The following is a 21,169-nucleotide window of genomic DNA, read 5'->3' on the forward strand; positions in this document are numbered from 1 at the left end:
TTTAAAGAATATTTTTTGAATTGTATCAGGTTTATTACAACTGTTGGTTAAACAGCTTAGCTTTATTTTGCTCAATTACCTCAAGGTAAAAGTTTTCATATTTGGGCAAAATGGTAGATAATTCAAACTCTTTGGCGTGTGCCAGTGCATTTTCTTTAAATTTAGCTAAACGTTCTTCATCCTCCAAAATAAATATTGCTTTTTCTGCCATACCTTCTACATCTCCTGGCTCTTTCAAAAAGCCTGTTACGCCATCAATATTTAATTCGGGCAAACCACCGGCATTACTGCTGATCACCGGCACTTTACAAGCCATAGCTTCAAGCGCTGCTAAACCAAAACTTTCTGATTGCGATGGCATCAGGAACAAATCGGATACTGAAAGGATCTCTTCAACAGCATCCTGTTTACCTAAAAAACGCACGTTATCGGTAACGCCCAAATCGCGGCAAAGCTGTTCGCACATGGAACGTTCGGGGCCGTCGCCTACCATCAGCAGTTTCGACGGGATCTTTTTAATTACTTTAGCAAAAATCTTCACTACATCTTCGGTACGTTTTACCTTACGGAAGTTGGAGGTATGCACCAGGATCTTTTCGCCCGAAGGTGCAATCGCTTTCTTAAAATGATCTTTAGGTTTTAGGCTAAACCTGCTAAGGTCAATAAAGTTAGGGATCACGAGGATATCCTTCTTAATATCAAAAAACTTATAGGTATCCTCTTTAAGGTTTTGCGATACGGCTGTTACACCATCACTTTGGTTAATGGAAAAAGTAACAACCGGTTTAAAGGTGCGGTCTTTACCAACCAACGTAATATCTGTACCGTGCAGCGTAGTTACCACCGGGATGTAAATGCCATAGGTCATTAATATTTGCTTGGCCATAAACGCGGCCGAAGCATGGGGTATAGCATAATGCACATGCAGTACATCCAATTGTTCATGACGCACCACATCAACCAGCCTGCTTGCCAGGGCCAGCTCGTAGGGCGGAAAATCGAACAGCGGATAGTTGGAAACCGAAACTTCGTGATAAAACAGGTTTTCGGAAAAGAGATCCAACCGCGCCGGCTGGTTATAGGTCACAAAATGAACCTGGTGACCACGGTCTGCAAGGGCTTTACCAAGTTCAGTGGCAACAACCCCGCTTCCGCCAAAGGTTGGGTAACAAACAATTCCGATCTTCATTAATATGTTTTAATTGGTGCAAGTTTAACTGCAATTTACATCAAATGTGTTAAGCTTGTGTAAAATGATGGATGGATGATAATTACTTGCATATTTATTTTGCCGGCGTTGCCAACCATATCTGTTACCGAGTGTTTAAACATATATTAAATCCATAATAAACAACTGATTATCAACATGAGCAACCATATAAATTTAGCAATAAACGGAATACAACATATCGGTGTGCCGGTAACCAATATTGAAGCATCACAACAATTTTACGCCAGACTGGGCTTTAACAATGTAATGCAAGCCCCTTTTACCGATAACGGCGGTACCGGCACCTGCGTTATGATGCAGCGCGGCAATATGATCATGGAGCTTTACCAATTGCCTGAAGCTTCGCTGGCCGAGATCCGTTCAAGATCAAACGGGCACATTGATCACGTAGCCTTTGATGTTGATGATATCAACCTCGCCTTTAAAACTATTAAAGAAGCTGGCTTCAACGTGATCGAACCAGAGCCCGTGTTTTTACAATTCTGGAAAGATGGCTGCAAATATTTCAACATCACCGGGCCGGATGGCGAACGGTTGGAGTTTAACCAGGTACTTTGATTTGAGAATTCGGATTTTCAATTTCAGATTTAGTTATACATATAAAACAGGTGGTCAGCCAATTACAGCAAGTTGATTGGCAAGCCGCTTGCAAATGGGATACTGAAAACAAATATGACTATCCGTTTAGTTATTCAACCATAATTCTTTCTAAGGCTATCTAAACATAATCCACAATTTATTGTCGATATTTATACTATGCTTAAAGCCCTTTGTCTCCATATCGCGTTGATCATTTTTACAGCGGGCTATTTGCTTGGCCAACAGCCTGCGTTTAAAGGTGGACAGCAGGCGTTTAACAATTTTCTGAAGACAAAGATCATTTATCCTGAATATTCGCGGCAAAATTGTATTTCGGGAACCATCAATGTTTCGTTTATGGTTGATAAAGACGGTGTGGTACATGATGCTAAAGTACAGGATGGCCCCGGTATCGACCTTGACGATGAAGCTTTGAGGGTTATTAAACTTACATCGGGCCAGTGGGTGGTTCCGGCGGGGTATAATCTTAAAACTAATATCGTTCAACCCATCCGTTTTGACCCTGATCCCGCACGTTGCGGGCCTGCCAGCATCCGCGATATGCAAAGCGCCATTGCCAGCTATAAAGCTCAGCAGGAACTGGAAAACGCAGTGACCAATTACTACAGCAATAAATATAAAGGCAAGGCCGATACCACCAAAGAGGCTATCATTATTAACCTAAAAAAACAACTTGGCTACGACGATGATTTTATAAACGATGTATTAAGCCAGGCCGGCGAAAAATTTAAACAAGGCGACAAAGAAGGTGCCTGTCATGACTGGAATTTTATCCGCAACATAGGCAGCGATAAGGCCGATAATTTTATAAAGAAGTATTGCGCCCACTAACCCCTAAAGGGAGAATATACCACCAAATTCCCTAACTTGCCCTTGTTATGAAAACCGAACCTGAACTTCGCAAAAAAATAAAAACCTGGGTAACTGTATTTATCATCGGTCTGGTACTAAGTGGTGTAACCGCTTTCCCTATCGAAACTGAACTTGCCTGGCTTGCTAATCATGCCTCCGTATCTCCGGGATTTATGCAGAACTGGCTAACCAATGTTTATCTCGCAGTAAAAACAACCAATCAAAACTATCCTTACCTGGCTTATGGTACCGACTGGCTGGCTTTCGGTCACCTTGTTATTGCTATGGCATTTGTTGGCCCGCTGAAAGACCCGGTTAAAAACATTTGGATAATTGAGTTTGGCATGATTGCCTGTGTAATGGTGTTCCCGCTGGCCTTTATTGCCGGCCCAATCCGCGGTATCCCCGTTTACTGGCGGTTCATTGACTGCTGCTTCGGTATTTTTGGGATCATCCCCTTATATATCGTTTACCGGGATATTAAAAAGTTGGAAAAGATGAGCAATCAGAACATTGCTCCTTTATATTAAAAAAACAAATATTAGCCAGTCAAATTCAATTTATTGGCCATCGGCTATTCCGTTTTTATTCTTTTAAAAATGCCCTCCTTTGCGCGTATGTTAAAACATTTGTACAAAATGTATGAACATATCATTTTTCATGCTATATTGCCCCCGCTAAATCAATTTGAATACATAAATATGTATTTGCAAATTGTGCTATAAATTATATAACTTTAATTTCTGTTTAACCAATTTTAAACCCATGTACCGGAAGTTGTATTATGTGTGGCTTACAATAGCCATCTGCATGCTGTACACGCTTTATTCCTGCCATTCATCGGGCGGGATAGCCGAAGAACAGGTGCCCGATACCATCAGCTACAACTTTAATATCCGCCCAATACTTTCAGACAAGTGCTATAAATGCCACGGCCCTGATGCCTCTCATCGTGAAGCCGACCTTAGGCTTGATCTTCCGGAGAGCGCCTATAAGGCATTAAAAGATAACCCATCATCGCATGCACTCGTCCCCGGAGATCCTATGCAATCGGAGGTTTATCGCCGAATCTCTACCAAAGACACCACCGAGCAGATGCCGCCGGCGTCATCCAATTTAAAGAGGTTATCACCCTATGAAGTTCAACTCATTCACAAGTGGATAAAACAGGGCGCCAAATATGAAAAGCACTGGGCTTTTGTCGCTCCGCGAAATTACCCGGTTCCGCAGGTAAAAAACGCGGCATGGCCTAAAAATGCTATCGATAACTTCGTACTGCAAAAAATGGAGCAGGCCAGCCTGGAGCCTAATCCCGAAGCGGATAAAGAACGCCTGCTGAAACGCATTTCACTCGATTTGACCGGTCTGCCGCCATCTCTTGCTTTAATGGATGAGTTTTTAGCCGATAAAAGCGCCAATGCTTACGAAAAAATGGTGGACAAGCTGATGGCAACTCCGCAATACGGCGAAAAAATGGCGCTGCACTGGCTGGATGTTGCCCGCTATGCCGACTCGCACGGTTATCAGGATGATAATTACCGCACCCAATGGCCATGGCGCGACTGGGTGATCCATGCCTATAACGAAAACCTGCCTTATGATAAGTTTATTACCTGGCAACTGGCGGGCGATCAACTACCCAACGCCACTAAGGAGCAGTTGCTGGCTACAGGCTTTAACCGCAACCATAAAATAACCGAAGAAGGAGGCGTAATTGATGAGGAATACCGGGTTAGTTATGTAACCGACCGAACCAATACCTTCGGCAAAGCACTATTGGGCGTCACATTGGAATGCGCTCATTGTCATGATCATAAATACGACCCTTTTTCGCAAAAAGAGTACTACCAGGTTTATGCCTTTTTTAACAATGTGAAAGAAGTGGGCTTGCAATCAACCGTGGGCGGGCCTGAAACCTACGCTAAAAACCCCATGATGAAGATCAGCAATGAGGATGTTAAAAAGATCCTGACTTTTGTGAATAAGCGCGATACCGATAAGCTCATCGTATCCATAATGACGGATAGTGACAAGGTGCGGCCAACCTACATCCTCAAACGAGGTAACTACGATGCCCATGGCGATGAGGTGCAGGCCGGTACGCCCAAATCCATTTTGCCATTTACCAATAACTACCCAAAAAACCGCCTGGGTTTGGCCGAATGGCTGTTCAACAAAAACAACCCGCTTACCGCCCGTGTATTTGTAAACCAGATGTGGCAGGAGTTTTTTGGCAAGGGCATCGTAAAAAGCTCTGGCGATTTCGGTATGCAGGGCGATCTGCCATCGCACCCGGAATTGCTGGACTGGCTGGCTGTTGATTTCCGCGATCATGGCTGGAATATTAAACGGCTGGTAAAACAGATGGTAATGTCGGCCACTTATCGGCAATCGGCAGCGGCCACACCCGAAAAACTGAAGGAAGATCCGGATAATACTTTATTAGCCCGGGGCCCAAGGGGCCGTTTACCTGCCGAATTTGTTCGTGACCTGGTGCTGGCCAGCAGCGGGCTGCTTAATCCAACCATTGGCGGCCCGAGTGTTAACCCTTACCAGCCGCCCGGCCTTTGGGAAAATGCCACCTCGGGCAGGGGGATTTTGGCGAATTACAAACAGGTGCACGGGCCAAACCTGTACCGCAGGGGAATGTATACCCTAATTAAACGTACCGTTCCGCCAGCATCCTTAGGTATTTTTGATGCCAGCAACCGCGACCAGTGCGAAGTAAAACGCCTGCGTACCAATACCCCATTGCAGGCACTGGTAATGCTGAACGATCCAACAGTGTTGGAAAGCGCGAGGGTTTTAGCGGCAAAACTTTTGCAGGACAAAAGCACATCGACAGCAAAGATCACCAAAGCTTTCCGGTTGATCCTATGCCGCCATCCGGAGCAAAAAGAACTGGCTATTTTAACTTCATACTATACAGATGAACTAAAAACTATGAAAAAGGCGGATGCCGAAAAACTGCTAACCGTGGGCGAATATCCAGTACCGGCCAATTTGGATAAAATAACACTGGCAGCTATGATGAAAGTGGTTGATACCATGTATAATCTGGAAGAAGCCATAACAAAAACCTGAGCACATGGAAAAAGATTTTTAGAAAACAGGCTTAATATCAACCGGCGCAGGTTTCTTTCCAGGCTCAGTTTGGGCATTGGCAGCGTAGCATTGGGTTCTTTACTCATTCCTGATCTGTTTAGCGGCAAGGGAGATGAAGCCGAGGCTGATTTTATCCCCGGCATCCCCAATTTTGCGCCAAAGGCCAAGCGGGTAATCTACCTTTTCCAGGATGGGGCACCCTCACAACTGGAGTCATTTGATTACAAGCCCAAGCTGCGCGAAATGATGGGGCAGGAGCTGCCGGCATCGGTGCGCGGCAACCAGATCCTTACCGGCATGACGGCTAAGCAGGCTTCGTTCCCGCTGGTAGGTTCTTTTTATGATTTTAAGCAATATGGCGAGTCGCGCGCCTGGATCAGCGATATGTTCCCACATATAGGTAAAATTGCCGATGATATCTGCATTATTAAATCGCTTAACACCGATGCCATCAATCATGATCCGGCACTTACCTTTTTCCAAACCGGGGCACAGCAGGGCAACCGACCCAGCATGGGTTCATGGGTAAGTTATGGTCTTGGCAGCGAGAATAAAAATCTGCCTGCCTTTACAGTATTGCTGTCTAAAGGCAAGGGAAACGGGCAGGGAGTTTATTCCAAACTGTGGAGCAATGGCTTTTTAGATTCCATTCACCAGGGCGTACAGTTCAGCAGCGGCGAAGACCCAATCCTGTACCTGAATGATCCGGAAGGACTGAACCGTCACGAGCGCCGTAAAATGCTGGATAAACTGGCCGAGCTCAATGACATGAACTACAAAGAGTTTGGCGACCCGGAGATAAACACCAAAGTACAGCAATATGAAATGGCTTACCGCATGCAAACCGCGGTACCCGAAATTATGGACGTAAGCAAGGAGTCGGACGATATTGTGAAGATGTACGGGCCGGAGTGCCTTATTCCCGGCACTTATGCGGCTAACTGTTTGCTGGCCCGCAAACTTTCTGAAAACGGCGTACGCTTTGTACAGCTTTACCACCAGGGCTGGGACCAGCACAGCAACCTACCGCAGGAAATGGCGGGGCAGGCTAAAGACGTAGACCAGGCATCCGCAGCGCTGGTTACCGATTTGAAACAACGTGGTTTATTGGATGAAACACTGGTAATCTGGGGCGGAGAATTCGGACGAACCAATTATAGCCAGGGTAAACTGGAAAAGGCTAATTATGGCCGCGACCATCACCCGCGCTGTTTCAGTATCTGGATGGCCGGCGGCGGTATCAAGCCCGGCATCGTTTACGGCGAAACAGATGAGTTTGGCTACAACATTGTAAAAGATCCGGTACACGTGCATGACTTCCATGCCACCATCTTAAATCAATTGGGTATCGACCATAAAAAACTAACTTATAAAAGCCAGGGCAGAAGATATAGATTAACGGATGTAGCGGGGAATGTGGTGAAGGGGATCATAGCGTAAACCCCACCTAAACCCTCCCCATTCAACTATGTCATTGCGAGGTACGAAGCAATCGCACGGAGGCCGAGGGGCTATGCAAGTCCGCCCCTGTAAAGTTCGCGATTTCTTCGTTCCTCGCAATGACGGGATGAACAAGGATTCAAAAAATCGGTGTAATCAAAAGAAATAATCAGCGAAATCAACGCAATCATAAAAATCAACGGTATGGAAAGAAGAGAATTTATCAAGCACACTTCAGTTTTATCAGCAGGCTTTTTTATAGCTAAAGACATGTTAGCAAAAGATGACGGGCTAATTTACGGTCACGGAAATATGCGCTACCGCATGGATAAAAACTGGAGCAAGGCCGATTCGCAGAAAAACCCGGTGAATGATTGCCACGAGATGGTGCAGGATTCAAAAGGCCGCATTTTACTGCTCACCAACGAGACTAAGAACAATGTACTCATTTATAATAAATCGGGCAAGCTACTAAGTACCTGGGGGCATGATTTCCCCGGTGCACATGGCCTCACCCTGTTTAATGAAAACGGTACCGAGGTGCTGTTCATAACCGATACCGTAAAACACCAGGTTTATAAAACCACGCTTGATGGCCGTATTTTAATGACCATTAATGTGCCGCTCGAAACCGGCGTTTACAAAAAAGCCGAAGAATTTGTTCCTACCGAAACTACTATCGACAGCAATGGCGATATTTTTATTGCCGATGGCTACGGGGCCCAATACGTTACCCATTATGATAAAGATGGCAAACTAAAAGGTTTCTTCGGTGGTAAAGGCGAGGGCGACGAACACCTGGATAATGCGCACGGTATCGTGATTGACAGGCGATATGATACACCGACATTACTGGTTACCGATCGTACCCGTAATTGCTTTAAACGCTTCAGCATGGATGGCAAACTACAGGAAGTGATCAAACTGCCGGGAGCATGCGTTTGCCGCCCGGTAATTAAGGGAGATCATTTGTACGCTGCCGTACTTCGCTCGCCCGACCTGAGCAAGGAGAATACCGGCTTTACTACCATATTAGATAAGAACAACAAAGTAGTATCCAACCTTGGCGGTACCGAACCAGTGTATACCGACGGTGTGCTGCAACCAATGGCCCAGGCGGAAAAGATTTTCCTGAACCCCCACGATGTTTGTGTGGATAACGACGAGAATTTGTATGTAGCACAATGGGCATCGGGCAAGGTATATCCTTATAAATTCACAAGGGTTTAATTAATACACATACAGCCCGGCGTATATGAAAAGCAGCCACAAAGGTTTTGCGGAAGGGACATTATTTGCCCTTAATATTTTTATTGTAGTGCTGCTTATAGCCGGCGATAGCCTGGTTGTGCCCCGCTGGCTGCAACCCGTTGGCCGCATGCACCCGCTTATCCTGCATTTTCCCATCGTGATACTGATGCTGGCCATGGTGATGGAGTTTTTCCGTTACCGGGCCGAGTTTATTAACGAAAAACTGTATCAAACTTTTACAAGTTACCTGCTGCTGCTGGGTGCATTACTGTCATCAATAACGGTGATCATGGGCTTGTTCCTTTCAAGGGAGCCGGGCTATGAAGGCGATACTTTACAATGGCATAAATGGTTTGGCGTAAGCGTGGCCTTTGCCGGGTATGGAGTGTACCTTATCCGCCATACCTCAAAATATACTGTAAGGTTCGCTAAAGCCGGAGCTATAATAACCGTTTTCTGTTTAATTGTTGCCGGGCACCTTGGCGGCAACCTTACCCATGGCAATGATTTTGTTTTGGGCCCGGTAATGGATAAGAGCAAAAACGTGGTACCGATAGACCAGGCCCTGGTTTATAACGATGTGATCCGCCCCATATTTGAGGTTAAATGCCAAAGCTGCCATAATATCGATAAAAAGAAAGGCGGCCTGATGCTTACTGATTCGGCAGCAATCATGAAAGGCGGCAAAACCGGCAAACTATTCATAGCCGGCGATCCAACCATGAGCCTGCTGCTGCAACGTGTGCACCTGCCCGAAACCGAAAAGAAACACATGCCGCCTACCGGCAAAACGCAGCTTACCGATGATGAAAAAATGCTGCTTTACCTGTGGGTAAAAAGCAAAGCACGCTTCGGCAAAAAAGTGATCGAACTGCCAGCTAACGATTCATTACGGATGATAGCCGCCACCCGTTTAAAGCCCGCCGAAAGCGAAGAAGAGGTTTATGACTTTTCGGCAGCCAATGAAAAAGAAATTCAAAAGCTGAACAACAACTACCGGGTGGTTTATCCGCTGGCCAGCGAGTCGCCGGCGCTGGCGGTTAATATTTACAATAAAAGCACCTATAATGTAAAAGTGCTGGATGAGTTAAGTTCTATAAAAAAACAGGTAGTATCGCTCGATCTGAACAAGATGCCCGTAAAGGATGCCGACCTGAAAACGATTGCCAAATTTGAAAACCTTCGCAGGCTAAACCTTAACTTCAGTGATGTTACGGGCAAAGGCTTAAAGGAATTAGCAGGTTTAAAATATCTCAAGAGTATTTCATTAACGGGTGTTAAACTTAATATAGCCGATGTAAAACAACTCATCGCTATAAAAAGCCTCAATGAACTCGCTGTATGGGATAGCGGCCTAAATCCGGCCGACCTGCAACTGCTTCAAAAACAAAACCCTAAACTGAGCCTGTTAACCGGCTTTAAGGATGATGGTAAGGCGCTTAAGCTCACCAGTCCGCAGTTAAAAAATACGGCAGTTATATTTAAGCAGAATTATGTTTTGCAACTTAGCAACCCTATAAAAGGTGCGGATATCCGGTACACCACTGATGGTTCGGTGCCTGATAGTATCAAGGCTGCATCTTACAAACCCGGCATTGTATTTACCCAAAGTACCGTGATCAGGACAAGGGCATTTAAAGCCGGATGGATTGGCAGCGATACCGTACAATTCAATGTTTATAAATGTGCCTACACGCCCGATAGTATCAGCTTTGTCAAATATCCTGACGACAAATACAAAGGCGATGGCGCTAAAACAATTATCGATAAAGAATTAGGAGGCGACAATTTTGGCAACGGAAAATGGGTTGCATCGCAAAAGGATCTGGCGGTGATCATGTGGTTTAATAAACCGATTGATCTGCATTCGGTTAGTCTCAATGTAATGCGCAATACAGGTTCCCAGATCTTTTTACCCGCCGGGGTTGAGATTTGGGGAGGCGCCGATCAAAACCATTTGAAGTTGTTAAGTACACTTAAAACAGGAGCACCAAAAAATCCGATCCGTTTGCTTTGACCCCATTGGAATGTAAGTTAAAATCCGAACAAAAGATATCCTGCATCAAACTGGTTGCCCAACCGCTTAAAAGTGTACCGGCATGGCATCCGGCCAAAGGCAAACCGGGCTGGGTATTTTTGGATGAGGTGTTTTTGAATTGATGCTTAACAACTAATAGCATCTTGCGCTCCCCTGCTATTCTTTAACCTACCATCCCGACAACAAAATAAACCCGGGAGCGTGCAAACTATCTTAAACTCTTTATCTTAAAAGCTGTTTATTTTTGACAAATATCGTTTACAGGTAGATAAAACTTCATTGCCGTTGGTTTTAACCAACGGAATAAAGCATTCACAACAAGAGGGCTTCAGCCCAAATCCGCTTGCATAATTAGGCTAAAGCCAGGAGTTTTCGGCTCTTAATCCGTTGGTTAAAACCAACGGCAATTAATATTCTTCATTCTTAAACAGCTTCTTAGAAAAGAAAAACGGAAGCATCGGCCCGGAGCCAGGTTATTGTCTTGCAAAAAGACTCAAAAAAGTAGTTAGGCCCACTTTTTCTCTCATTCGCCAATCTGCATAATATTTCATTAATTTGCTTGGCCAATTAAAACCAGGCAGCGATATTTCTATTATTTATTGATGGATAAAAAATTAAACAAGATCACAGTTGTTGGCGGGGGAGCTGGGCTACGGCTAATATCAAAATGCTTATCGACAACACCACCCCAAAAGAAATTTTTTGGTGGATGCGTAATGCCGAAGCTGTGGAACATTTGAAAAAGTTTGCGCGTAACCCGCATTACCTGAGTTCGGTGGAGATCAAACTTCCCGAACAAAATATATCTACCGATCTGAAACCACTCATAGCGGCTGCTGACATTGTGTTGCTTAATGTGCCTGCTGCTTTTTTGAAAGACGCACTAAAAGACATTACTGCTGCCGATCTGAAAGGTAAAAAAATAGTATCGGCTATAAAAGGTATCGTGCCCGATGAAAACCTGATAATTGCCGAATTCCTCCATCAAAAATACGATATATCGTTTGATGATTTTATGGTGATCAGCGGGCCGTGCCATGCCGAGGAAGTGGCGCTCGAAAAATTATCATATTTAACTATAGCTTCCGGAGATACAAAACTTGCCTCGCAGTTTGCGGGAATGATCAATACCCGGTATATCAAAACAAACATTTCTGATGATATCTATGGTACAGAATACGGGGCTGTTTTGAAGAATGTATACGCAATTGCCAGTGGTATTTGCCATGGTGTGGGCTATGGAGATAATTTCCAGGCGGTGCTGATATCAAACGCCATTCGCGAATTGGAGCGTTTTGTAGCCGCTGTACATCCTATCGACAGGGATATTAAAGAGTCGGCTTACCTGGGCGATCTGCTGGTTACGGCCTACTCGCAATTTAGCCGTAACCGCACATTTGGTAACATGATAGGCAAGGGATATACAGTAACATCGGCCCAACTGGAAATGAACATGATTGCCGAGGGGTACTATGCAGTAAATTGCCTACATGAAGTTAATAAGCAATACGGCGTGAGCATCCCTATCTGCGAAGCTGTTTATGCTATTTTATATCAAAAACGCTCACCTGTGATAGAAATGAGAAATTTGGCCGAAAAATTGAGTTGATTTTATTAAAGAAACTTAATTACTGTCAATATGAAAAATCTGTTTAAAATAGCCTTGTTTGCTGCCGGTACATTTATGGTTAGCCCAGGCTTTGCCCAAACGCATAAGGATTCAACCCTCGGTGGTAAGATCAGCAAAACCACAAAAAAAATAGGCCATAAAACATCCGAGATTGCGGCTAAAGGCGCAGCTACGGTAGCTGATAAGAAATATGCCGGCAAGGCTGGCCCTAATGGCGAAACCATTTACATTGATAAATATTCGCATTATTTTTATGTGAATAAAAAAGGCCACCGGGTTTATCTGAAAAAATCTGAACTGATTGATAAACCTACACAATAATTAAATTCAACAAAGGCGTAAGCCGTTCTAAAAAATCCTGATCCGTCATGAAAAAGTTTGCTCCCATATTTGCTGCAGTTGCAGGCATGTTATTGATATACGCTTGTTCTCAGCCGCCGGCCGCCAATAAAAAACTGGAAGGTAACTGGAAATCAAAAGATGGTGCTACCAAGCTTTCGATAACGGATAAAGATTTTATTATGGACGACGGGCAGGCCAGCAAAGAGGATTATTTTGTAAAAAATGATACCATTTATACCTCATACCAGGGGAGCAGGCCTTATACCAAGTTTTTTATTAAGGAACTTACCGACAGTAAGCTAACGCTTTGTTATCCTGATTCGGATATTGTTGAATTTAGCCGTTAATGTAAGCGGAAAGCTAAATGCCTAAAGCCGAAAGCTCATAAGTTTAATGGATGGGTTGAAGTTTGCTTATGACCAGAAAAGGCGGGCTTATATATAAAACAAAAGCCTTTGTTCCCGTATGCAGCGGTAAAAAGGCTTTGTTAACAAAACTAAACTAAAACTAATGCTTCTTACTAAAGGAAGCTCATGAAAACCACCACATGCTTTGCACATGGTGGTTTTTTTATGATGGATAATTAAAATCTCCTTCTGCGCTCAGGGCGATCTTCACGGGGTTTGCCTGAAAAGTCGCGGAAACCACCGCCATTGCTGTGCTCGCGCCTTTCGTTGCCACGGTAACCACCGCCTTCACGACGCTCGCCGCCACGGTAACCACCTTCACGGCGATCTCCGCCACGGTATCCGCCTTCACGACGATCACCACCGCGGTATCCGCCTTCACGGCGTTCGCCGCCGCTACGGTTATCGCTGGTGCCCTCGCCAGAGATCTCGATCCTTACGGGGCGACCTTTATATTCGGCTTCTTTAAAGCTGGCCATCACTTTATCAACATCTTCGTTTTGTACTTCAAAGAAAGAGTACACACCTTTAACATCGATTTTACCTACGGTACGGCCGCTTATTTTGGTAGTGTTACAGATGTAACCTAACAAATCGCCGCGGTTAAATTCATCAACCGAACCTAAATTTATAAATAAACGGGTAAAGTTGCCACGTACACCATTGCCGCGTTCGCCGCGATCTTCAAACCTGTTACGGCCTTCTTCAACGCTGGCATTCAGGTCAGGAGCGTTTTTATAATAATCAAGGAAACGGTTAAACTCAATTGAAGCAAATCGTTTGATGAAATCTTCCTTGGTGAAATCTTTAAACTCGTCATAAATACGCGGCAGGTATTGCTCAATCTGCTCTTCGTTTACAGTTACGTTATGTACCTTGTGAACGATAGAGAATAATTGTTTTTCGCAAACATCAAAACCTGTAGGGATCTCAGCTTTCACGAATTTTTTACCAATAACACGCTCAATCTGGCGAATTTTGCCTAATTCTTTGGCGTTAACGATAGAGATTGATACACCGGTTTTACCTGCACGGGCTGTACGGCCGCTACGGTGAGTATAGTTTTCAATCTCGTCGGGTAATGAATAGTTAATAACGTGAGTTACGTCGTTAACGTCGATACCACGTGCGGCAACGTCGGTTGCAATTAATAATTGCAGGCTGCGCTCACGGTAGCGTTTCATCACTTTATCGCGTTGTTGCTGTGAAAGGTCACCGTGCAATGAATCGGCATTGTAGCCGTCTTTGATCAGCGATTCAGCAATTTCCTGGGTTTCAATTTTGGTACGGCAAAATACGATACCAAAAATATCAGGATTAAAGTCAACAATACGTTTAAACGCGGCATACTTGTCACGTGCACGTACTATATAGTACTCATGCTCGATATTGGCATTGCCGGTGTTTTTTGCGCCCATGGTAAGCTCGAAAGGATCGGTCATGTATTTTTTCGCGATCCGCCTAACTTCGGCAGGCATGGTGGCCGAGAATAGCCAGGTTTTTTCTCTTCGGGTGTGGTAGATAAGATACTATCAATGTCTTCCTGAAAGCCCATATTGAGCATTTCATCAGCCTCATCCAATACTACATACTTCACAGCCGAAAAATCAATAGCCTTACGGTTAATGATATCAAGCATACGCCCTGGTGTAGCAACTACGATCTGTACGCCGCGTTTGATCTGGCGTAGCTGATCCATAATGCTTGCTCCGCCATAAACAGCAACAACGTGTACGTTGCTCATTTTTTTGGAGTAGTTCTTAATGTCGTTCGCGATTTGTAAACAAAGTTCGCGTGTTGGGCATAAAACAAGTGCCTGTGGATGATTTTCTTCGAAATCAAGCAGTTCCAACAATGGTAGGCCAAAGGCAGCAGTTTTTCCGGTCCCGGTTTGGGCTAATCCGACAAAATCGTTGCTGCCTGTTAACAATACCGGGATTGACTGCTCCTGGATTGGTGTAGGATTCTCAAATCCTAACTCAGAGATGGCATTAACAATATCATGACGGATTCCCAGTTCAATAAATGGGTTGTTCATGAATTTAAATAACGAATCTGGCAACATCGCCAAATCGGGCGCAAAGATAGTGTTAATGTTTTATAATTCCAATAGGCTGGTTGAGATAAAATGAAGTTTGGTAGTATTATTGAGAATAAGCAACTAATTAACTGAAAAAAACCAGTTAATTAATAATTTCATAACAAGGATTACCTTTTTCTCCGGTTTTTAAAGCCCGATTTTCAGATAACAAGGGGTCTTAGTAAGCATGAAAATCATAAATCTATTACCTGGTTTTTACAAAGGGATTGCAAACAATGAACTTAGGTTAGTCATAAGTTTTAACTATAGAAAAGGAAACCAGACTTATAACTGCCGACTTAGTACTGTCGACTTAACACTAACACGGGTTTACCTCAACCTGTCGGCCGATTTCACCAGCTTCTCATCTTTTTTTATGCTCTTTTGTGCAAAGATGATCAGTATGATGCTTAGTGAAGTAAGGAACAGGCCAATGCCCATCGTGCGTGTATCAAGGGTAATGCTGCCTGCTGCACCTTTAACAGTTTGTGCCATCCAGAAACTGTAGCCAATAAGTACAAGTATAGCGCTATAGCAGAAGGCTATTTGCTGTTTTCTGTTTTTATATAGAAAAATGATGACCAGCGGAATAAGGGCAACAATAGCTGTTATAGCGGTTAGTGCCACAAATGTTTGGGTATGCTGCTGTACGCCGTTCACATCCTGGTAAATACCGGTAACCATAATGCTTGAGGGTTTATCATTAATATAGACGTTGTGGGCAAGCGGAAAAAAGAAAAGGGCAAACAGCACAAGGCTGGCGAACAAAAGGTAAATGCTTTGGATGCGTTGCAGCATGATATTAAAAAATTATAAAGGCAAATATAAATGTTTTGCTTATTGGAGAAGCACTAATTTAATAAGGATATTGCTTGCTTTGAATGATAATTATTTAATGTATATTTATTTGTATTTAAACAGTTGTCAAATGCCCCCTATTAGTGAACAAACCCCCGAAGATGTTAAATTTGAGAATGTCCATCTAAAAAGGATTTTCCTTGAGCACCTGAACAGCATTTATTTTGGCAAAAAACATCTGATTGATTTTTTTGAGGAGATAAAAGAGCTTGCATCCTTAGCTTATTTAAAGGAGGCCGTACAGGAATGTTATGAAGCTACCCAAAAGCAGCTTGCCCAGCTCGATTCTATTTACAGCGCCATTAATGAAACGCCATCAAAAACGACGGTACTTGGCATAAAAGCCATGACGCTTGAAGCTTATTTATCGGCAATTAAAACCGGGAAAACTGCCATGGAGCGTGATGTGTTCATTGTATTTTATGTGCAGATCATCGAAGGCATTGAAATAACCTATTTTGATGTTTTGCGTAACCTGGCAAAAGCCATTGGATATAGCAACACCTTTATCAATAAGCCTTTTAATCTGGCGGTTAAAAATAAACTGGTGTTTGAGGCAATCTATAAGGCCTATATAACCGAACCTGCATAATACTATGACCAAATTATGAACCCGGCATAGGCGGCAGATTATTAACTTTGCCGTCGTGAGCACAAATCAGCGTTATTTTATTGAACTGGCCTACAATGGCACTGCCTATCATGGCTGGCAGGTACAGCAAAATGCCGTAACTGTACAGGAACTGCTGAACAAGGCACTAAGCACAATTTTACGACACCCGATAGAAACTACCGGCTGCGGCCGTACAGATACAGGCGTGCACGCTAAAGAATTCTTTGCGCATTTCGATATTGAAGGCCATGGTCCATGGTCCATGGTCGATAGTAAATCCTCAAGCTATGGTCTATCGACTATTGACTATGGACATAAAGTGAGGGGCCTCAACGCTCTGCTCCCTCCTGATATCGCCATAAAAAACATTGTCCCGGTACATGCCGATGCGCATGCCCGTTTTGATGCCACATCGCGCTCATATCAATACCATATTCACTTTAATAAAGACCCTTTTTTGCAGGGATATTCATGGCAGCTGCGCGATGTGCCCAATATCGATCTGATGAACCAAGCCGCGGCTATTATGATGGAGTATATTGATTTTAGCTGTTTCAGCAAATCAAACACCCAGGTTAAAACCAATAACTGTAAAATAACCCGCGCCGAGTGGGTGAAAACAGAAAACGGCATTGTCTTCCATATAACTGCCGACAGGTTTTTGCGTAACATGATACGGGCCATTGTGGGTACCTTGATGATGATTGGCCGGGAAGAAATGCAACCGGAAGGTATCCGTGAAATTATTGAAAGTAAAAACCGCTCCAATGCCGGCACCAGCGTACCGGCCTGCGGGTTGTATTTGACGGAAGTTAAATATCCTTACCAACTGGTCGCTCCATTAGCCCCCTAACCCCCTAAAGGGGGAACAATGGTGGATAATGTGGATGAGATTTGACGATAGATAATTATACTTTAACTTTGATATAGTGGCTAAAGAAGAAAAAGATAATAAACAGGAAACTCCCTCCTCAGCAAATGAGGGAGCAACCAAGCAAGCAGCCCCCCTTCTGGGGGCGTAACCGGAAAGGCCCTTGACTGGAAGCTGCTCGGCCGGGTAATGCATTACGTTAAGCCGTATAATAAAACCTTTGTTATAGCTACTTTCCTAACCATTTTTATAGCAGCCAATGCTTTGCTGCAGCCAATCCTGATCCAACGTACATTGGATGTTAATATTTTGAACGATGATTATAATGGGTTGGTTTTTATGGTTGAGCTCATGATAGCACAGCTTCTCATTCAAACTATTGCGCAGTACTACCAAACTTATTTAACCAATGCGTTGGGCCAATATGTGATCCGCGATTTGAGGATCGATATTTTTAACCACATTACCAGTTTAAGATTAAAATACTTCGACCGTACGCCTATCGGTATGCTTATTACCCGTACGGTGTCCGACCTGGAAACTATTGCCGATATTTTTTCGGAAGGGTTGATCTCTATCATGGGCGATATGCTGCTGGTGGTTGCTGTGATAGGCTATATGCTTTGGCAGGACTGGAAACTGGCCCTGATTACGCTCATTCCGATGCCCTTCCTGTTTGCTTCAACCTATGTGTTTAAAGAGGCTATTAAGTCCTCATTCCAGGAGGTGCGTACGCAGGTGGCGCGGCTCAATACTTTCTTGGCCGAGCATATCTCGGGGATTAGTGTGATCCAGATCTTTGCCCGTGAAGACCAGGAGATGCGTAAATTTAAAGCCGTGAACGAGAAGTACCGCGATGCCAATATCCGCTCAAACTGGTATTATTCGATATTCTTTCCTGTAGTGGAAATCCTGTTTGCCATTTGCATGGGCCTGTTGGTTTGGTATGGTTGTAAACGAATGCTGTCAGATAGTCAAATGCTAACTATCTCTGCATCAGGTAAGGGTATTACTCCGGGATTGATCACCAGCTTTATAGTATTGCTGAATATGTTATTCAGGCCTATCCGCCAGCTGGCCGATAAATTTAATACCCTGCAAATGGGTATGGTAGGTGCCGACAGGATTTTTAAAGTATTGGATACCGACGAGGTGGCCGAAAATAAAGGCACACTTACAACAGGCAGGCTGCAGGGCGATATTAGCTTTGATAAAGTATGGTTTGCCTATAATGATGAAAACTGGGTGCTGAAAAACATCAGCTTCCACATTAAACCCGGCGAAACCCTGGCTTTGGTAGGGGCAACCGGCGCAGGCAAATCATCAACCATTAATATCCTGAACCGTTTTTATGAAATTGGTAAAGGTTGTGTAAGGGTTGATGGACATGATATCCATGATTATGATGTAAACTACCTGCGTTCGCAGATAGCAACTGTGATACAGGATGTGTTTTTATTTAGTGATACCATTGCCAATAATGTCAGCCTCAATAATCCTACTATAACCCGCGATCAGATCATAGCTGCAGCCAAAGATGTTGGCGCGCATGATTTTATCGAACGCTTGCCCGGTGGCTACGATTATAATGTGATGGAACGCGGCTCAACACTTTCGGCCGGGCAATCGCAACTAATCTCGTTTATCAGGGCACTGGTTTATAATCCCGCAATCCTGGTTTTGGACGAAGCCACGTCATCTGTTGATACAGAAACCGAGATCCTGATCCAGAATGCCATCAATAAATTAATGGAAGGCCGCACGGCTATAGTGATAGCCCACAGGCTTTCCACCATTCAAAACGCCGACAGGATCATCGTACTTGACCATGGCGAGATTATGGAAATGGGTACCCACCAGGAGTTGCTTAAAATTGAAAACGGCCACTACCGGAAATTGTACGACCTTCAGTTTAACTCGGCGGGGATTGCGAGATAACCCCACCCAACCCTCCCCAGCAGGGAGGGCTTAAAGATCTTAATTAAGTCTCCCCTTCCGGGGGAGATTTAGAGGGGCTTATTTCGGTACACTCTTCACCGAATGAACCGGTTGTTCTTCTTTCTCATGCTTTTTGGCAATATCGCCTCCATGCGGATTATCGGCGTGATATTGTTTATCTTCTTTACGCACCTTGCTTTTATGCCCGTTGTCATTTGGCCTGTGGGTCGGGGTATCTGATGGCGAGGGTTTATCTTTTTCGTTTGCTGGCTTTGTCATGTATTGATAACAATAGCGGTAGCGCTTTGTTTAACTCCAGGTTTAGATCAGAATTGATGTTTAATTTGTCTGAACCGGGATTTGGGGGGATTTTTCTGTTTTTTCGGATGTTTGTTTGATCGGAATTTGTCGAAATCTGCGTAATCCGAAAAATCCCCCAAATACCGGTTCTGCTGTTAATAAATGTTAAATCTGTTAAGCTAAAGCGTTATTAAACATATTTATAAGCAATAAACTTTTACCTTTAGGGAGGGTTTCTTATTTTCGCAGAAATATGATGTTAACTTGAGGGGGATAGTGATCTCAAATCTCACGTCTAATATCTAACATCTAACAAAAGTAAATGGAAGAATTTGAAGCAAGCGCATCCTCTAAAAAGACAAAAACCATCTACATTTCAACTGTATTTGGTATTGCCATGGTGCTGTTAATGGTAGGGCTGCTGGGTTTAATACTGGTATACGCTAAAAATATTTCGAGCTATGTTAAAGAAAACATCGTGCTTAATATTTTTGTTGATGATGCCGCCCACGAAAGCGATGTATTGCAACTTCAAAAACAGTTGGATGGCAACGTAATGGTAAAACAAACCCAATACGTAAGTAAAGAGCTTGCCGCCCGCAACCTGCAAAAAGATCTTGGCGAAGACTTTGTAAAGTTTTTAGGTTATAACCCGCTATCGCAGTCAGTTGATGTTTACCTGAAAGCGGATTATGCCAACAACAAGGATATCGAAAAGTTTAAAGCCGAGTTGCTGAAAAACCCCTTAATAAAAGAGGTTAAATATCAGCAGTCACTGGTTGACCAGATGAACCAGAACGTAACGACCATCAGTTTAATCATCCTTACCTTCGCCGGAATCTTTGTAGTGCTTTCGGTAGCGTTGATTAATAATACCATCAGGCTGGCGATTTATTCGCAGCGTTTCCTGATCAAGTCAATGCAACTGGTTGGGGCTACAAAAGGGTTTATCCGCAAGCCTTTTTTACTGTACGGGATCTGGCATGGCTTATTAGGCGGCCTGATTGCTATTATCCTGCTGATAGGTACTTTATATGTTGCTTATGACAACGTACCCGACCTTGTATTTTTGCAAAACTACACCGAGTTTGGCATCGTGTTTTTAGTTGTAGTTGGGCTGGGTATTTTTATATCAGGCTTCAGTACCTTTTTAGCAGTTAACAAGTTTTTACGTTTAAAAATATACGATCTGTACAGATAGAGGTTAAAGGTTAAAGCTGAAATGCTTGATCTGAACTTTCAATCACTAATTCACTAAATCAATAATTCACTCATTAAAAAGATATATGGCACAAAAATTTAAACCAGCGGCTCCTGTAAAAACAACTGCTGCAACATCGCCGGCAGCTACCGGTGCCGCAAAAGCTACTGCGCCGGTACAATTTATATTTGATAAAAGCAATTACCGTATGCTAATTATCAGCGTGGCGGTTGTTGCCTTCGGTTTTGTGCTGATGTCGGGCACAACTGACATTTACAGCACTACCAAAATAGTTATCGCCCCAATAGTAGTTTTGGGCGGTTTTGCTTTGGGTTTCTTCGCTATCCTTAAAAAGCCTTCGGCTAATTAATACAGTAACCATGCTGAATTTTACAGTAGATATGTTTTAGTG

Annotated in this window: 19 protein-coding genes and 1 pseudogene; 16 read left to right on the forward strand and 4 right to left on the reverse strand. The window is 43.7% G+C overall.

Annotation, left to right across the window (positions count from 1 at the left end; genetic code table 11):
* Nucleotides 1–34: 34 nt before the first annotated feature.
* Nucleotides 35–1,189, reverse strand: a complete 1,155-nt coding sequence (bshA, locus tag ACQ86K_RS29010) for an N-acetyl-alpha-D-glucosaminyl L-malate synthase BshA (protein WP_090530693.1) — start codon at nt 1,187–1,189, stop codon at nt 35–37.
* Nucleotides 1,190–1,366: 177 nt separating this feature from the next.
* Here bshA and ACQ86K_RS29015 point away from each other — a divergent pair, with 177 nt between their 5' ends.
* From ACQ86K_RS29015 to ACQ86K_RS29065, 11 genes are all read left to right on the forward strand, one after another.
* Entirely contained in the window at nt 1,367–1,789 is a 423-nt protein-coding gene (locus ACQ86K_RS29015) for a VOC family protein (RefSeq protein WP_091167496.1), read from the forward strand.
* A 198-nt stretch (nt 1,790–1,987) separates the two neighbouring features.
* Nucleotides 1,988–2,662: an energy transducer TonB gene (locus tag ACQ86K_RS29020; RefSeq protein WP_091167493.1), complete on the forward strand. Its 675-nt coding sequence runs from the start codon at nt 1,988–1,990 to the stop codon at nt 2,660–2,662.
* A gap of 47 nt (nt 2,663–2,709) precedes the next feature.
* Nucleotides 2,710–3,213 (forward strand): hypothetical protein, encoded by a 504-nt coding sequence (locus tag ACQ86K_RS29025; RefSeq protein WP_091167490.1) that lies wholly within the window; start codon nt 2,710–2,712, stop codon nt 3,211–3,213.
* Between the two features lie 235 nt (nt 3,214–3,448).
* Nucleotides 3,449–5,767 carry a PSD1 and planctomycete cytochrome C domain-containing protein gene (locus ACQ86K_RS29030; protein WP_091167488.1) on the forward strand — a complete coding sequence of 773 codons (2,319 nt, stop codon included), beginning with the start codon at nt 3,449–3,451 and terminating at the stop codon, nt 5,765–5,767.
* Between the two features lie 69 nt (nt 5,768–5,836).
* Nucleotides 5,837–7,228, forward strand: a complete 1,392-nt coding sequence (locus tag ACQ86K_RS29035) for a DUF1501 domain-containing protein (protein ID WP_431199223.1) — start codon at nt 5,837–5,839, stop codon at nt 7,226–7,228.
* 204 nt (nt 7,229–7,432) lie between these two features.
* Nucleotides 7,433–8,458 (forward strand): 6-bladed beta-propeller, encoded by a 1,026-nt coding sequence (locus ACQ86K_RS29040; RefSeq protein WP_091167483.1) that lies wholly within the window; start codon nt 7,433–7,435, stop codon nt 8,456–8,458.
* Between the two features lie 25 nt (nt 8,459–8,483).
* The gene (locus tag ACQ86K_RS29045) at nt 8,484–10,496 is read left to right on the forward strand and encodes a DUF2231 domain-containing protein (protein WP_431199224.1); all 2,013 of its coding nucleotides are present in this window, start codon (nt 8,484–8,486) and stop codon (nt 10,494–10,496) included.
* Between the two features lie 5 nt (nt 10,497–10,501).
* Complete coding sequence (locus tag ACQ86K_RS29050; RefSeq protein WP_431199225.1) at nt 10,502–10,639, forward strand: hypothetical protein; 138 nt, start codon at nt 10,502–10,504, stop codon at nt 10,637–10,639.
* Between the two features lie 545 nt (nt 10,640–11,184).
* Entirely contained in the window at nt 11,185–12,126 is a 942-nt protein-coding gene (locus tag ACQ86K_RS29055; RefSeq protein ID WP_431199226.1) for an NAD(P)H-dependent glycerol-3-phosphate dehydrogenase, read from the forward strand.
* Between the two features lie 30 nt (nt 12,127–12,156).
* Nucleotides 12,157–12,468 (forward strand): hypothetical protein, encoded by a 312-nt coding sequence (locus ACQ86K_RS29060; RefSeq protein WP_188834325.1) that lies wholly within the window; start codon nt 12,157–12,159, stop codon nt 12,466–12,468.
* Between the two features lie 47 nt (nt 12,469–12,515).
* Nucleotides 12,516–12,836, forward strand: coding sequence for a hypothetical protein (locus ACQ86K_RS29065; RefSeq protein ID WP_090530718.1), 321 nt, complete (start codon nt 12,516–12,518; stop codon nt 12,834–12,836).
* A 236-nt stretch (nt 12,837–13,072) separates the two neighbouring features.
* On the opposite strand, the pseudogene ACQ86K_RS29070 reads toward ACQ86K_RS29065, so the two are convergent.
* Both ACQ86K_RS29070 and ACQ86K_RS29075 read right to left on the reverse strand, forming a co-directional pair.
* A pseudogene (locus ACQ86K_RS29070) lies at nt 13,073–14,934 on the reverse strand (DEAD/DEAH box helicase).
* A 372-nt stretch (nt 14,935–15,306) separates the two neighbouring features.
* Entirely contained in the window at nt 15,307–15,774 is a 468-nt protein-coding gene (locus ACQ86K_RS29075; protein ID WP_091167471.1) for a DUF4293 domain-containing protein, read from the reverse strand.
* 130 nt (nt 15,775–15,904) lie between these two features.
* Here ACQ86K_RS29075 and ACQ86K_RS29080 point away from each other — a divergent pair, with 130 nt between their 5' ends.
* From ACQ86K_RS29080 to ACQ86K_RS29090, 3 genes are all read left to right on the forward strand, one after another.
* Nucleotides 15,905–16,426 (forward strand): DUF892 family protein, encoded by a 522-nt coding sequence (locus ACQ86K_RS29080; protein WP_176844446.1) that lies wholly within the window; start codon nt 15,905–15,907, stop codon nt 16,424–16,426.
* Between the two features lie 55 nt (nt 16,427–16,481).
* Nucleotides 16,482–17,300, forward strand: a complete 819-nt coding sequence (truA, locus tag ACQ86K_RS29085; RefSeq protein WP_431199227.1) for a tRNA pseudouridine(38-40) synthase TruA — start codon at nt 16,482–16,484, stop codon at nt 17,298–17,300.
* Nucleotides 17,301–17,507: 207 nt separating this feature from the next.
* Complete coding sequence (locus ACQ86K_RS29090; protein ID WP_091167662.1) at nt 17,508–19,256, forward strand: ABC transporter ATP-binding protein; 1,749 nt, start codon at nt 17,508–17,510, stop codon at nt 19,254–19,256.
* Between the two features lie 78 nt (nt 19,257–19,334).
* Here ACQ86K_RS29090 and ACQ86K_RS29095 read toward each other — a convergent pair whose 3' ends face one another.
* Nucleotides 19,335–19,535, reverse strand: coding sequence for a hypothetical protein (locus tag ACQ86K_RS29095; protein WP_091167464.1), 201 nt, complete (start codon nt 19,533–19,535; stop codon nt 19,335–19,337).
* A 343-nt stretch (nt 19,536–19,878) separates the two neighbouring features.
* On the opposite strand from ACQ86K_RS29095, the gene ACQ86K_RS29100 reads away from it, so the two are divergent.
* Both ACQ86K_RS29100 and ACQ86K_RS29105 read left to right on the forward strand, forming a co-directional pair.
* Nucleotides 19,879–20,757, forward strand: coding sequence for a cell division protein FtsX (locus ACQ86K_RS29100; protein ID WP_091167461.1), 879 nt, complete (start codon nt 19,879–19,881; stop codon nt 20,755–20,757).
* Between the two features lie 85 nt (nt 20,758–20,842).
* Complete coding sequence (locus ACQ86K_RS29105; RefSeq protein ID WP_090530735.1) at nt 20,843–21,127, forward strand: DUF3098 domain-containing protein; 285 nt, start codon at nt 20,843–20,845, stop codon at nt 21,125–21,127.
* Nucleotides 21,128–21,169 lie beyond the last annotated feature (42 nt).

The organism is Mucilaginibacter sp. P19 (assembly GCF_050632265.1).
GTDB lineage: Bacteria > Bacteroidota > Bacteroidia > Sphingobacteriales > Sphingobacteriaceae > Mucilaginibacter > Mucilaginibacter gossypii.

Excerpts from the sequence above, each read along its gene's own strand:
- bshA (WP_090530693.1), bottom strand. The coding sequence starts at position 1,189 with ATGAAGATCGGAATTGTTTGTTACCCAACCTTTGGCGGAAGCGGGGTT.
- ACQ86K_RS29015 (WP_091167496.1), top strand. The coding sequence starts at position 1,367 with ATGAGCAACCATATAAATTTAGCAATAAACGGAATACAACATATCGGT.
- ACQ86K_RS29020 (WP_091167493.1), top strand. The coding sequence starts at position 1,988 with ATGCTTAAAGCCCTTTGTCTCCATATCGCGTTGATCATTTTTACAGCG.
- ACQ86K_RS29025 (WP_091167490.1), top strand. The coding sequence starts at position 2,710 with ATGAAAACCGAACCTGAACTTCGCAAAAAAATAAAAACCTGGGTAACT.
- ACQ86K_RS29030 (WP_091167488.1), top strand. The coding sequence starts at position 3,449 with ATGTACCGGAAGTTGTATTATGTGTGGCTTACAATAGCCATCTGCATG.
- ACQ86K_RS29040 (WP_091167483.1), top strand. The coding sequence starts at position 7,433 with ATGGAAAGAAGAGAATTTATCAAGCACACTTCAGTTTTATCAGCAGGC.
- ACQ86K_RS29045 (WP_431199224.1), top strand. The coding sequence starts at position 8,484 with ATGAAAAGCAGCCACAAAGGTTTTGCGGAAGGGACATTATTTGCCCTT.
- ACQ86K_RS29055 (WP_431199226.1), top strand. The coding sequence starts at position 11,185 with ATGCTTATCGACAACACCACCCCAAAAGAAATTTTTTGGTGGATGCGT.
- ACQ86K_RS29060 (WP_188834325.1), top strand. The coding sequence starts at position 12,157 with ATGAAAAATCTGTTTAAAATAGCCTTGTTTGCTGCCGGTACATTTATG.
- ACQ86K_RS29065 (WP_090530718.1), top strand. The coding sequence starts at position 12,516 with ATGAAAAAGTTTGCTCCCATATTTGCTGCAGTTGCAGGCATGTTATTG.
- ACQ86K_RS29075 (WP_091167471.1), bottom strand. The coding sequence starts at position 15,774 with ATGCTGCAACGCATCCAAAGCATTTACCTTTTGTTCGCCAGCCTTGTG.
- ACQ86K_RS29080 (WP_176844446.1), top strand. The coding sequence starts at position 15,905 with ATGCCCCCTATTAGTGAACAAACCCCCGAAGATGTTAAATTTGAGAAT.
- ACQ86K_RS29090 (WP_091167662.1), top strand. The coding sequence starts at position 17,508 with ATGCATTACGTTAAGCCGTATAATAAAACCTTTGTTATAGCTACTTTC.
- ACQ86K_RS29095 (WP_091167464.1), bottom strand. The coding sequence starts at position 19,535 with ATGACAAAGCCAGCAAACGAAAAAGATAAACCCTCGCCATCAGATACC.
- ACQ86K_RS29100 (WP_091167461.1), top strand. The coding sequence starts at position 19,879 with ATGGAAGAATTTGAAGCAAGCGCATCCTCTAAAAAGACAAAAACCATC.
- ACQ86K_RS29105 (WP_090530735.1), top strand. The coding sequence starts at position 20,843 with ATGGCACAAAAATTTAAACCAGCGGCTCCTGTAAAAACAACTGCTGCA.